Here is an 11,967-nt window from a genome sequence, read left to right on the forward strand (position 1 = left end):
CTATTGCCGGATTGCCTCCACGCGATCCGGCGACAAGGGATAGCGTTCCGGGTTGCGCAGCAATTCGTCCCGCATCGCCAGAAACGAAAGCTCCCGAAGGCCGGGGACTTCGATCATTTCGGCAATCATGCGCGGCAAGTGGCAAATCGTTTTGTTCATCCGCGCCGGGATGGCGACACCCCAGCGGTCGAGATAGGCGAAGGCTTCGTTGAAGTGGCTCACCCAAAGCCATTTCAGCAGCAGCGCCCGGAAGCGTTTGTCATTGCCTCTGCGGGCCTCCCCGAATTTTGAATTGAAGTCGTTGTCCTCATAGCGGGGGCTGATCCGATACAGCGGCGTGCCTTCCTCCTGCATCGCCAGCAAATCTTCGGCCATCGCCCGGTAACGTCCGGCCACAGGGTCGGGGAAGTGCGTCCTGACTTGTTCCACCAGATCGGCATGGCATTGCTTGCTGCCGCTGCGGGCTGCCACCTGATCCAACGTGGTCACAAGAGCATAGAAATCTGCATCCCGCACGGTGGTTACTCCAGACAGATTCCAAAAGGCTCCAGACAGCCTCCAATCCTAAATGTTCGGTCAATGTGGGAGAAATTCAAGGTCGACTTTGAAAGCGCATAACCGGCGGCCGCCTCCTTACCGGAGGCATCCCAATGCGAAAGGAAATCCAAGTTGCCCCGCGTGAAGTCTTACTGACGCGGGATTATCTGTTCGCTCTGGCCAAGGCCATGACGGCGCTCGACGTATCGCGGCGGGCAATGCCGGACTGGCTGGCTGATACAATCTTTGGCTGGGTTGAGGACGGCGGAACCGTCCTCGACTGCGAGGGACGGGAAATCCTCATCCATGCCGACATCATTGACGATGCGCATGGCGAGGATGGAAGTTTCCAGTGGGTGTCGGCGCAGCGTCAGCGCGTTGCCAATCCGCCCCGCCGTGGTCCGCGTCAGTCCTTGTTGCTCCGTCTGCAACTCTACGACGCGGCATTCAGGATCACGGGCAAGCCCATCGATCCGACCAATGCCGATTAAGCAAAGCGGGCGCTGCCAATAAATTCTGGCAGCGCCCGTTGTTGCGAGTAATTTGCATTAATAAAATTATACATGCTAGAATTGAATTATATTTGATTGATTTTGTCCGTATCGAAAACGGAAAGAGTGTCGGGGGATGCTCAACAGATATTTGAAATTTATTTCGCCGGGGTTCTTAAACCCCCGGATGGTGATTGGGGCATTTGTAAATTGGACTCTCTCTCGGCTCTTTGGAGTTCTGCCGCAAGCGGCAGAGGCGGGTTCAATGAAAGCTTTGTCGCCAGAAGAATTGCAGGAACTGCGCAAGGAAATTGCGGGTCTTGATATTCCTGTTGATCGGCAGGACGAGCTTATTCGCCTGATAGATTCCATAGTTACGTCTTGGGTGGATCAGGCATTTGGCCTTGATTCTACGCAACTTTCTCTATCGGCCCGCGCAAACTATGCCTTCGCTGCGGGCCGATCCCATGGTATTGTTGGCTCATCACACGAGCGCGGAACCGCCGCCCCCGGAAACGGGGGCGCTGTGATTCCCGGAACCTCAAAGAACAGGCCACGGCCATGACCCGGAAAAAAGATCAGAAGGCAGTCATCTACTGCCGCGTCAGCACCAAGAAACAGGCGACGGAAGGCAACGGCCTGACCTCGCAGGAAACCCGTTGCCGCGAATATGCGCAGCATCGCGGGCATGAAGTCATCGCCGTGTTCACCGATGACGTTTCCGGCAAGCTGGCGCAGCGCCCCGGCTTTGACGATATGCTGGCGTTCATCCGCAAGGGCCGCAAGCTGGGCCTTGTCGTCATCATCGACGACATAAGCCGCATGGCGCGGGACGTTCGCAATCACTTCGATCTCAAGGAATCCATCTTCCGGGCGGGCGCGTCGCTGGAATCCCCGTCCATTGAGTTTGGTGAGGATTCCGACAGCATTCTGATCGAACACCTGTTGGCCAGCGTGTCGCAGCACCAGCGCCAGAAGAACGGCGAACAGGCCAAAAACCGGATGCGGGCGCGAATGCTCGGCGGTTATTGGGTGTTTCATGCGCCACTTGGCTATTGCTATCAGCGGTGCGCGGAGGGTGGCAGCATCCTTGTGCGCGACGAACCCGTGGCCTCGATCATCGGCGAAGGGCTGGAAGGCTATGCCAGCGGGCGCTTTGCCTCACAGGCGGAGGTGAAGCGCTTCCTCGAATCCCATCCGCAATTCCCGGTCTGCCGTCATGGCTTCGTTACCAATCAGCAGGTCAAACGCATTCTGACCAACCCCGTCTATGCGGGCCATGTCGAAAGCGAAGAATGGGATGTGTCCCTGCGCAAAGGCCAGCATGAGGGCGTCATATCGCTGGAAACCTTCCAGCGGGTGCAGGAGCGGCTTGCGGGCAAGCCTCTGGCTGCAAGCCGCGCCGACATTCACGCGGACTTCCCGCTGCGTGGCTTCGCCACCTGCGGCGATTGCGGCCACCCCATGACGGCCAACTGGACCAAGGGGCGCAACACCACTTATCCGTATTACGTCTGCCGTCATCGCGGCTGCGACAAATTCGGCAAGTCGGTCGCCCGCGCCAAGATCGAGGGCGCGTTTGAAGATGTGCTGCGGAATCTGACCCCAAGCCCGGAACTGGTGGCGCTCATGTCCAAGCTGTTCCGCAAGCGGTGGGATGAAGCCGAAGGCAAGGCGAAGGAAACCAAAGCCGCGATGCGGCTGGAAGTCGCTTCAATCGAAAAGAAGATCGCGCAACTGCTCGACCGCATCGTTGAATCGGACAGCGCAACTGTAATCGGCGTGTATGAGCGCAAGGTTGATGAACTGGAGCGTGAAAAGCTGGTTCTTGCCGAAAAAACCGCCAAATGCGGCACGGCAATCAGGGGCTATGACGAAACTTTTCGAACCGCTTTGGAGTTTTTGTCAAACCCTTGGAATCTTTGGGAGAAGGGAACCTTCGAGGACAAGAGAATAGTCCTCAAACTCACTTTGGCTTCTCATGTCCAGTATGACTGGAATGAGGGTGTTCGAACCCCCGAAATATCCTTACCGTTCAGGATGTTAGGCGGACTTTCCGACCGGGAAAGTGTGATGGCGGACAGGGTGGGATTCGAACCCACGGTGAGCTTGCACCCACGGCGGTTTTCAAGACCGCTGCCTTAAACCACTCGGCCACCTGTCCGTCGGCAAACGCGCATAGAGCAATGTCCGGGGCTTGCAAGACCTTGCATGTCGCCGAATTGAATTTGGCTTGCGGTTACTGTCCACCGGATCGTGACGGACGGCATTTGCAACCGGCTCTGTTTGTGCGAGTTTCAGGAAGATGAAACGCGCATCGCTTCCAAAATCGTTCCTGTTCAAATGTCTTGCAGGTGCGCTCGTCGCCTTGCCGGTCTCGACGCCGACGGCGCTTCACGCACAGCCGCAGGGTGAAAGTTTTTCGGCCTACCTTCAGACGGTTGCCGCTCATGCCCGGCGCGAGGGCGTCAGTGAGGCGACGATCTCGCGTACGCTTAGCGGGCTTACACCCAACCAGCGGGTCATCGAATTGGATACGGCGCAGCCCGGTCGCCAGTCGAGCCCGCCGCCGATGGCCCCCTATATTGCGCGGCATGTGGGTTCGAGCATCATCTCGCGCGGTCGCTCGCGCTATGCACAGCTCTCCGGTATCCTGCCGGCGATCGAGGCACGTTATGGCGTGCCGGCTCCGGTGCTGTTCGCCATCTGGGGCCACGAGACCAATTACGGCAGCTATGTCGGGGATTTCGACCTTGCGCGTTCGCTGGCGACACTGGCGTGGGAAGGGCGCAGGCGTGACCTGTTCGAGGGCGAGCTGGTCGCATTGCTCAAGATGATCGACCAGGGCGTGCCCAGCTACAAGCTGAAAGGCAGCTGGGCGGGCGCTTTCGGTTATCCGCAGTTCCTGCCGAGCGTATACCTGCGACTCGCGGTCGACGGCGATGGCGACGGCGATCGCGACATCTTCTCCAGTCCGGCCGACACGATTGCCTCGATTGCCAATTATTTCCGTGATGCGGGCTGGAGGCGAGGGCAGCCCTGGGGCGTGCGCGCTTCGATTCCCATTGGCGTCAACGTCGACGCCTACGCCAGCAAGCTTGCCGCACCGACTTGCGAACGGGTGCATGAGCGCCATTCGCAATGGAAGTCCGTCTCGGAGTGGCGCGCATTGGGCATCGCCCCGCTGTCGCCGATAGGCAACGATGTCCTGGCATCGCTTTTCCAGCCCGATGGCCCGGGATCGCCCGCTTATCTGTTAACCGGGAATTATCGGGTCATCCTCCAGTACAACTGCTCGAACTACTACGCATTGTCCGTGGGGTTGCTTGCAGATGAGATTGCCCGTTAACCATGCCCTGCCGTTCGCGGCGCTGATGCTGCTTGCCGGTTGCTCGACCGGTGGCAGCGACAGGCCAATGCCGGTGTCAGTGGCACCCGTGAATGGCCCCGCCGCCGACTATCCGGTTGTGGTGGGCGATCCGTTCACCATTGGCGACACCACCTGGACCCCGACGGACCAGATGAATTACGACGCGGTGGGCTATGCCGGCAGTGACGCCGACGGCGCCGTCGGCGTCACTGCCGCGCACAAGACGCTGCCGCTTCCCAGCTATGCGGAAGTCACTTCGCTCGATACCGGCAAGACGATCCTCGTGCGCGTCGAGCGTCGCGGGCCGATGGTCAACGATACCCTGATGGAATTGTCGCGCGATGCCGCAGCCGCACTGGGGATGACGCCAGGTCAACGCGGCGCCGTCCGTTTGCGCCGCACGAATCCGCCGGAAACCGACCGGGCGCTGCTGCGTCGGCACGAACCCGCGCCGGAGCGGATGGCAACCCCCGAAGCGTTGCTAAAGGTGCTTCGCCGCAAGCTTGCCGATCAATCACCGCTGCTCACGCAGTCTGCGATGCCCACTGGTACCGGGTCGCAGACTACGCAAATGGACAGCCGCCCATCGCCAGCTTTGCCGACCCCGGCCCAACCGCTCAAGGCAACCTCACCAGTCAAACCCGCGCCGGAAGTGAACGCCGAACCCAAGGCGGCACCAGTCGCCAAGGGACATCATGTGGTGCAGGTCGCCGCGTTTTCGATCTCGGCGAGCGCGACGACGGTGGCTCGCAAGCTCAACGGCTTCGTTGCAGACTGCGGCGGGTTTTCGTGCGTGCGCATGGGGCCCTTCGCAAACCGTGCACAAGCTGCCGCGGCGCTGGAGAAGGCCCGGGCGGCAGGCTATAGCGACGCACGAATCCAGCGCGCGGACTGAACGGCGAGTCCAGACCCGCGCGCAGAGTGCCCCGGTGGCCGCGCGGGAGAATTCTGGTCTTGAAGTCGTTTCTGAAGTTTACCGTTTCAGCCATTGCCGGTGCAGTTCTTCTCACCGCTCCGGCGGTCGCACAGGCCCCCGCGCCGCCGCCCGAACTCGCCTCGATTCCCGTAAGCCTTCTGGTCGATATCGGCTCCGGGCAGGTGCTGGTCCAGCGCCGCCCGGACGTGCCATTCCTCCCGGCGTCCGTGACCAAGGTGATGACTGCCTTCGTCGCATTCGAGGAGATTGACGCCGGGCGCCTTCCGATTAACCGCAAGTTCCAGGTCCAGCCCGAAACGAGCCGTGAATGGTTCGCAAAAGGCACGACTATGTACCTGACTCCAAACGACCGACCGACGACCAAGGACTTGCTCCACGGCATCATGACCGCGTCGGCCAACGATGCGGCGATCGTCCTCGCACAAGGTTATGCGGGCAGCGTTGCCAAGTGGACGGCCAGGATGAACGCCGCGGCGAAAAGCCTGGGCATGAGCCGCAGTCACTACAACACGCCCAACGGCTGGATGGACGAAGGCCATACTTACGTCACTGCCAGCGACCTGGTGAAGCTGGCCGATGCGATGATCACGCGCCATCCGCAGCTCTACCGCGAGTTCTCCGGCCGCAAGCACTACTTCTGGCGCGATGTTGCGATGCGCAGCCACGATCCGACGGTGGGCGTCGTTCCGGGCGCGGACGGCATCAAGACCGGCTATACCCGCGAGGCCGGCTACAACTTCCTCGGCACCGCGCAGCGCGAGGGTCGCCGCCTCGTGATGGTTCTTGCCGGCTCGCCGACCTACGTCATCCGGGACAAGGCCGCGCGCGACCTGCTCGAATGGGGCTTTTCCCAGTGGCATGCGCGCCACCTGTTCGAACAGGGCCAGACCGTCATCGAAGCTCGGGTGCAGGATGGCGATGCCCGCGCGGTTCCTCTCGTAGCCAACCGAGAAGTTCATGCTACCGTGCCCAACGGCGATGCCAATGAGCCCATTTCGCTCTCCGTTCACTATCGCGGGCCGTTGCAGGCTCCTTTGCGCAAGGGCCAGCAGGTCGGCGAACTGGAGATCAAGGTCGGCAGTCTCGCCCCCGGCAAGATCCCGCTCTATGCAGGACGTGACATAGGCAAGGCCGGGCCTCTGGACAGGCTGTTGAACGGGATTATCAACCTCTTCTCATGACAGTTGGACGTTTCATTGCACTCGAGGGGGGGGAAGGGGCCGGCAAGTCGACGCAGGCTCGCCTGCTTGCCGAGGCCCTGCGCGAACGCGGGCTGGAAGTCGTCACTACTCGTGAACCCGGAGGAACACCGGGCGCGGAGGCGATCCGTGAACTTCTGCTTCATGGTGAGGGCGATGGCTGGAACCCGCGTGCCGAAGCGTTGCTCTTTGCGGCGGCGCGTTCCGACCACGTCGAGAAGTTGATCCGTCCCGCCGTCGAGCGCGGTGCATGGGTCGTTTGCGACCGGTTTCTGGACTCCAGCAGGGCCTATCAGGGTGGAGGTGGCGGATTGTCCGATGTGGACATTCGCGAATTGCACCGCATCGGCAGCGGAGGCCTCCTGCCGGATCTTACCGTGTTGATCGAAGTGTCGCCCAATGTCGCAAGCGCCCGGCTTGCCTTGCGTGACACCCAGGGAACCGACCGGATCGGGGGCCGTGACACCGCTTACCATGCCCGCGTCGCCGATGCTTTCGCCGCCTTTGCCGAGGCTGAAAGCGCCCGCTTTGCCCGCATCGATGGCGACGGGACGCCGCAGGACACGCACCAGCTGGTCCTGGATGCCCTTGTCCCCCTGCTGGACAAGCGGACATGAAGGCCGGGAAGCCCTTTATCGGCCAGGATTCCGCCTGGGAGGAATGGCTCGCCGCGATCTCGTCCGAACGCATGCATCATGCCTGGCTGCTGACGGGAGCCAAGGGGCTGGGCAAGCGCGCCTTTGCGCGTGCCGCCGCCGGTGAACTCGTGCGCGAACCGGGAGGCAAGCTTCCCGATGCCGATGCTCACCCGGATATCCATATCCTGGAGCACCTGCCTTCGAACGATGACGAGGCCAAGAAGAAGGCCGAAGGCAAGCCCTACCAGACCAAGCGCAACATCACGATCGACCAGATCCGGCAGATGCAGCAGCGCCTGACCACCCGCCCGACCTTGGGTGAGCGTCGGGCCATCATCATCAATCCGGCTGACGATCTGGAAAAGGGCGCCGTCAACGCCCTGCTAAAAAGCCTGGAGGAGCCGCCCGTCGGCACTTATTTCCTGCTCATCGCGCATCAACCGGGCCGCCTTCTCCCGACGGTGCGTTCGCGGTGCAGGATCCTCAGGTTTGCGCCGTTGACACCGGAGGAACTCGATGCGGTGATCCGCCGCGATGTCCCGCAGGCCAATGCCGAAGAGCGCCAGGCCGCGATCCTCGCATCGCATGGCTCGCCCGGCGTCGCGCTCAACTTCGTCGAGCAGGACCTTGGGAACATCCACCAGTTGATGATGCGCATCCTGCGCGAAGGCGATGCCGACTTCCACTTGCGCGGTGCCCTTGCCGAGGAAATGGGCGCACGCCCCCTGCGCGAGCGGCAACTGGCAACTCTCGAGCTTGCACGTGCCGTTCTGGCCAACGAACTGTCCACCGGTCCCCGCGATCGCCAACTGCGGATTATCGAGGCGCACGGGACCCTGACGAAGCTCTCGACGCAAGCCCCGACCTACAATTTCGATGCCGGCCTCCTGATTATGGAAATTGGCGGGTTGCTGGCTTCCGCTGCGATGCCTAGAGAAGCGGCTCGCTAACAACACCTGAAGAGAAAGTGCGACGCCGCATGGGCGAGCCCTATTACGTCACCACCGCCATCAGCTATCCCAATGGCAAGCCGCATATCGGCCATGCCTACGAGGCAATCGCTACCGATGTCATAGCCCGCAACCGCAAGGCGGAAGGCTTCGACGTCCGGTTCCAGACAGGAACGGACGAACATGGCCTGAAGATGATGCAGAAGGCGCGCGACCTCGGCGTGACGCCGGCTGCGCTCTGTGATGAAATGTCGCAGTACTTCAAGGACATGTGCAATGCCTTGAACATCGGCTATGACGTCTTCATCCGGACCACGGAACCGCGCCATCATGAGGCGACGCAGGAACTGTGGCGCCGTATGGAGGCCAACGGAGACCTATACCTCGACCGCTACGAGGGCTGGTACTCGATCCGCGACGAAGCCTATTACGACGAGAGCGAACTTGTCGAAGGCGAGGGCGGTGAAAAGCTCTCGCCTCAGGGCACGCCGGTGGAATGGACCGTCGAGGAATCATGGTTCTTCCGCCTGTCGAAATATCAGGACAAGCTGCTGGCACTCTACAGTTCCGGTGACTTCATCCGGCCGGAAAGCCGCCGCAATGAAGTGGCGCGCTTCGTCGAAGGCGGTCTGCGCGACCTTTCGGTTTCGCGCACGAGCTTCGACTGGGGCATCAAGGTCCCCGGCAGCGAGAACCACGTCATGTACGTCTGGGTGGACGCCCTGACCAACTATCTGACCGGCCTCGGCTTTCCCGACGAAAGCGGTGACTATGCCAAGTATTGGCCGGCAAACCTGCATGTGATCGGCAAGGACATCGTCCGTTTCCATGCGATCTATTGGCCAGCCTTCCTGATGAGCGCCGGTGTACCGCTGCCGCGCCAGGTCTTCGGGCACGGCTTCCTGCTCAATCGCGGCCAGAAGGAATCGAAGTCGCTCGGCAACGTGACCGACCCGATCGGTCTGGCCGAAACGTTCGGCGTCGATGCCCTGCGCTACTTCCTCATGCGTGAAGTGGCATTTGGACAGGATGGCTCCTATTCACCCGAAGCGATCGTCACCCGCTGCAATGCCGAGCTGGCAAACAGCTTCGGCAACCTTGCGCAGCGCAGTCTCTCCATGATTTTCAAGAACATGGACGGCGTAGTTAAAGCAGGACTGCCGCAGAGCGAAGCCGACGCCACGCTGTTTGCAGCGGTCAAGGACGGCATCGCTGGCTTGCGCAAGAGCTTTACCGACCTTGCGTTCAGCGAGGGCCTGGAAAGCTGGATGCGCGCCGTGTTCGCCTGCAACCAGTACGTCGACGAGCAAGCCCCCTGGGCGCTGCGCAAGTCCGATCCCGAACGGATGGAAGCGGTTCTCATGGTGCTCTTCCAGGTCGTGCGCGATCTCGCGATCGCCGTGCGTCCCGTCGTGCCCACGGCGATCGACAAGCTGTTGGACCAGATGGGGCAGGGTGCCGATGCCCGCGACTACGAGGCCCTGGATTCTGCTGATTGGTTCACGGCGCTCACCGCGTCGGGCTACAAGGTGGACAAGCCGCAGGGTGTATTCCCGCGGCTCGAACTGCCTGAGGAAGCTGCAGCCTGATGCTGATCGATTCCCACTGTCATCTGGAATACGAAGGTCTCGTCGAAGATCAGCAGGGCATTCTGGAGCGCGCCCGGCAATCGGGCATTCGCGGATTCCTGAATATCTCCACCCGTCAGAGTGAATGGGACCGCGTGGTTTCCACCGCCGCGCGTGAGGATGACGTCTGGGCGTCGGTCGGCATTCACCCGCATGAAGCCGATCAGCATGCCGATCTGGGCGAGGGCGCTTTGCTCGAGGCGACCGGGCACCCCAAGGTCATCGCCATTGGCGAAACCGGGCTGGACTACTACTACGACAAGTCCGACCGCGCCGTGCAGCAGGACCTGTTTCGCACCCATATCGGCGTTGCGCGGCAGACCGGTCTGCCGCTCATAATCCATACCCGCGATGCGGAAGAAGATACGGTGCGCATCCTTGAAGAGGAAATGGGGAAGGGGGACTTTCCCGCCCTCATCCACTGCTTCACCGCTTCGGCCGATTTTGGCCGCAAGGTCCTCGACCTGGGCCTGACGATTTCACTCTCGGGCATCGTAACCTTCAAGAATGCCAGGGACTTGCAGGAGTTCGCGAAGGTTATTCCCCAGGACAGACTGCTGGTTGAAACCGACTCGCCGTTCTTGGCGCCCGTGCCGCATCGCGGCAGGAAGTGCGAACCGGCCTATACTGCCGACACGGCGCGCTTTGTGGCTGATCTGCGCGAAACTTCGCTTGAAGACCTCGCCTCAGCTACAACGCATAACTTCTTCTCACTGTTCAGGAAAGCGACGGCGTGAAGGCGATCATCCTTGGCAGCGGGACGTCGACCGGTGTTCCCCGGCTTGGGGGTGAACATGGTGCCGACTGGGGGCTTTGCGATCCCGACGAGCCCAAGAACCGCCGCACGCGGGTATCGGTACTGCTGGAAAGCGACTCGGGTGGACGCATTCTGATCGATACGCCTACCGATTTGCGCGCCCAACTCCTGGCCAACGACATTCATCGCATCGATGCGGTGTTCTGGACCCACGATCATGCCGATCACTGTCACGGCATCGATGACTTGCGGCCGCTTCGCTACGGCCGCGCCGGACCGATCCCGGGCTTTGCCGCATCAGAGACCGTCCGCCGCTTGCGCCAGCGCTTTGGCTACGTTTTTGCCGGTCAGCACGGCTATCCGACGCTCGTCAGCCTCGACAATCTCGACACCATCCGCCTGTGCGAAGGCTTTCGCGTCGATCACGTCCAGATGCCGCACGGTCCAGCGCAATCGACCGGCTTTCGCTTTGACTGCGACGGTAAGACAATAAGTTACGCGACAGATTTAAGTGAGATCACCAAGGGAATGATCGATCTTTTCTACAGGTCCGACGTCCTGATCGTCGATTGCCTGCGCCGCGAGCCGCATCCCACGCATGCCCATCTTGCCATGTCACTTGAACTCGCCGAAGCCTGCCGCGTCGGCTCTACGGTTCTCACGCATCTCGACAAGAGTATGGATTATGCGACACTTTCGGGGGAAGTTCCCGAAGGCGTTCAGGTGGCATACGACGGCATGGTGATATCCGCATGAACACGACGGCGATGATCATCTCGATCATTTCCGTGCTCGGCGCGCTGATCCTCGTAACAAGCAATGCGCGTTTCAGAGAGCTTGGATCGCGGCGCATGATCCGGCTTGGATGTATCTGGGCAGCCATCATCGTCGGCCTGATGCTGATCATTCAGCTGACGGGGCTGCGAATAGAGCAGTGAGCCTTTGGGAAGAACAACCGACATCCGGACAGATTCTTGCCACTACTCCACCCCGTATTTTACATAAGATGTATTATCGTCTTCATTGATCGCCGAAGCCTGTAAGCGCTAAGTAGAAATGACACCCCTCTGCTAGATAGAAATGACACCTTCAGGTGTCGTCAGTGGAGCAGCGGTGACATGGTTCTCCTACCGGTTAGGAGAACGCGGCTATGACGGTGCTGGCAATGAGCCATGGCGAGCTTTCGCGATTTGATACGCTGATGCGCGTTGAGCGCGGCGAGCTGCGGGTCGAGGATGCGGCGGCATTGCTGGGATTGAAGCGCCGCCAGGTCTTCCGGTTACTCAAGAGGATGCGCATCGAAGGCGCATCGGGCCTGGTATCACGCAAGCGCGGCCGCCCGAGTAACCGGCGGCATAGCGATGCGTTGCGCGAACAGATCGTTGGACTCGTGCGTGAACATTATCCCGACTTTGGCCCGACACTGGCGCGCGAGTATCTGATTGAGCGCCATGGGATCA

Annotated in this window: 12 protein-coding genes, 1 tRNA gene and 1 pseudogene; 12 read left to right on the forward strand and 2 right to left on the reverse strand. The window is 60.9% G+C overall.

Annotation, left to right across the window (positions count from 1 at the left end; all coding sequences use genetic code 11):
* Positions 1-516, reverse strand: a complete 516-nt coding sequence (locus SPHV1_RS23465) for a hypothetical protein (RefSeq protein WP_156367445.1) — start codon at positions 514-516, stop codon at positions 1-3.
* A gap of 134 nt (positions 517-650) precedes the next feature.
* On the opposite strand from SPHV1_RS23465, the gene SPHV1_RS23470 reads away from it, so the two are divergent.
* Together SPHV1_RS23470 and SPHV1_RS26175 are read left to right on the forward strand one after the other, a co-directional pair.
* Positions 651-1,028 (forward strand): hypothetical protein, encoded by a 378-nt coding sequence (locus SPHV1_RS23470; RefSeq protein WP_054948418.1) that lies wholly within the window; start codon positions 651-653, stop codon positions 1,026-1,028.
* Between the two features lie 561 nt (positions 1,029-1,589).
* A pseudogene (locus tag SPHV1_RS26175) lies at positions 1,590-2,564 on the forward strand (recombinase family protein); the annotation flags it as partial.
* A gap of 538 nt (positions 2,565-3,102) precedes the next feature.
* Here SPHV1_RS26175 and SPHV1_RS23485 read toward each other — a convergent pair.
* Positions 3,103-3,192: transfer RNA gene (locus tag SPHV1_RS23485), tRNA-Ser, on the reverse strand.
* Between the two features lie 141 nt (positions 3,193-3,333).
* On the opposite strand from SPHV1_RS23485, the gene SPHV1_RS23490 reads away from it, so the two are divergent.
* The 10 genes from SPHV1_RS23490 to SPHV1_RS23535 all read left to right on the forward strand — a co-directional run.
* Positions 3,334-4,377 carry a lytic transglycosylase domain-containing protein gene (locus SPHV1_RS23490; RefSeq protein ID WP_054948421.1) on the forward strand — a complete coding sequence of 348 codons (1,044 nt, stop codon included), beginning with the start codon at positions 3,334-3,336 and terminating at the stop codon, positions 4,375-4,377.
* A complete protein-coding gene (locus tag SPHV1_RS23495) occupies positions 4,367-5,293 on the forward strand; it encodes a septal ring lytic transglycosylase RlpA family protein (protein ID WP_231634839.1) in 927 nt (308 codons plus the stop codon). The genes SPHV1_RS23490 and SPHV1_RS23495 overlap by 11 nt, the downstream gene beginning before the upstream one ends.
* A gap of 59 nt (positions 5,294-5,352) precedes the next feature.
* The gene (locus tag SPHV1_RS23500) at positions 5,353-6,516 is read left to right on the forward strand and encodes a D-alanyl-D-alanine carboxypeptidase family protein (protein ID WP_054948423.1); all 1,164 of its coding nucleotides are present in this window, start codon (positions 5,353-5,355) and stop codon (positions 6,514-6,516) included.
* Positions 6,513-7,151, forward strand: a complete 639-nt coding sequence (tmk, locus tag SPHV1_RS23505) for a dTMP kinase (RefSeq protein ID WP_054948424.1) — start codon at positions 6,513-6,515, stop codon at positions 7,149-7,151. The genes SPHV1_RS23500 and tmk overlap by 4 nt, the downstream gene beginning before the upstream one ends.
* Complete coding sequence (locus tag SPHV1_RS23510; protein ID WP_054948425.1) at positions 7,148-8,122, forward strand: DNA polymerase III subunit delta'; 975 nt, start codon at positions 7,148-7,150, stop codon at positions 8,120-8,122. Before tmk ends, SPHV1_RS23510 begins: the two co-directional genes overlap by 4 nt.
* A 29-nt stretch (positions 8,123-8,151) precedes the next feature.
* Entirely contained in the window at positions 8,152-9,711 is a 1,560-nt protein-coding gene (gene metG, locus SPHV1_RS23515) for a methionine--tRNA ligase (RefSeq protein WP_054948426.1), read from the forward strand.
* On the forward strand, positions 9,711-10,487 hold the full coding sequence (locus SPHV1_RS23520) for a TatD family hydrolase (RefSeq protein WP_054948427.1): 777 nt from the start codon (positions 9,711-9,713) through the stop codon (positions 10,485-10,487). Before metG ends, SPHV1_RS23520 begins: the two co-directional genes overlap by 1 nt.
* The gene (locus tag SPHV1_RS23525) at positions 10,484-11,263 is read left to right on the forward strand and encodes an MBL fold metallo-hydrolase (protein ID WP_054948428.1); all 780 of its coding nucleotides are present in this window, start codon (positions 10,484-10,486) and stop codon (positions 11,261-11,263) included. The genes SPHV1_RS23520 and SPHV1_RS23525 overlap by 4 nt, the downstream gene beginning before the upstream one ends.
* Complete coding sequence (locus SPHV1_RS23530) at positions 11,260-11,445, forward strand: hypothetical protein (RefSeq protein WP_054948429.1); 186 nt, start codon at positions 11,260-11,262, stop codon at positions 11,443-11,445. Before SPHV1_RS23525 ends, SPHV1_RS23530 begins: the two co-directional genes overlap by 4 nt.
* Before the next feature lie 212 nt (positions 11,446-11,657).
* A partial coding sequence (locus SPHV1_RS23535) for a helix-turn-helix domain-containing protein (RefSeq protein ID WP_156367446.1) occupies positions 11,658-11,967 on the forward strand: 310 nt, incomplete at its 3' end.

The organism is Novosphingobium sp. KN65.2 (genome assembly GCF_001368935.1).
In the GTDB taxonomy this organism is placed as follows: Bacteria; Pseudomonadota; Alphaproteobacteria; order Sphingomonadales; family Sphingomonadaceae; genus Novosphingobium; species Novosphingobium mathurense.

What these genes read in the sequence shown, in the direction of transcription:
- SPHV1_RS23470 (WP_054948418.1), top strand. Translation starts at nt 651, where the DNA reads ATGCGAAAGGAAATCCAAGTTGCCCCGCGTGAAGTCTTACTGACGCGG.
- tmk (WP_054948424.1), top strand. Translation starts at nt 6,513, where the DNA reads ATGACAGTTGGACGTTTCATTGCACTCGAGGGGGGGGAAGGGGCCGGC.
- SPHV1_RS23530 (WP_054948429.1), top strand. Translation starts at nt 11,260, where the DNA reads ATGAACACGACGGCGATGATCATCTCGATCATTTCCGTGCTCGGCGCG.
- metG (WP_054948426.1), top strand. Translation starts at nt 8,152, where the DNA reads ATGGGCGAGCCCTATTACGTCACCACCGCCATCAGCTATCCCAATGGC.
- SPHV1_RS23510 (WP_054948425.1), top strand. Translation starts at nt 7,148, where the DNA reads ATGAAGGCCGGGAAGCCCTTTATCGGCCAGGATTCCGCCTGGGAGGAA.
- SPHV1_RS23490 (WP_054948421.1), top strand. Translation starts at nt 3,334, where the DNA reads ATGAAACGCGCATCGCTTCCAAAATCGTTCCTGTTCAAATGTCTTGCA.
- SPHV1_RS23520 (WP_054948427.1), top strand. Translation starts at nt 9,711, where the DNA reads ATGCTGATCGATTCCCACTGTCATCTGGAATACGAAGGTCTCGTCGAA.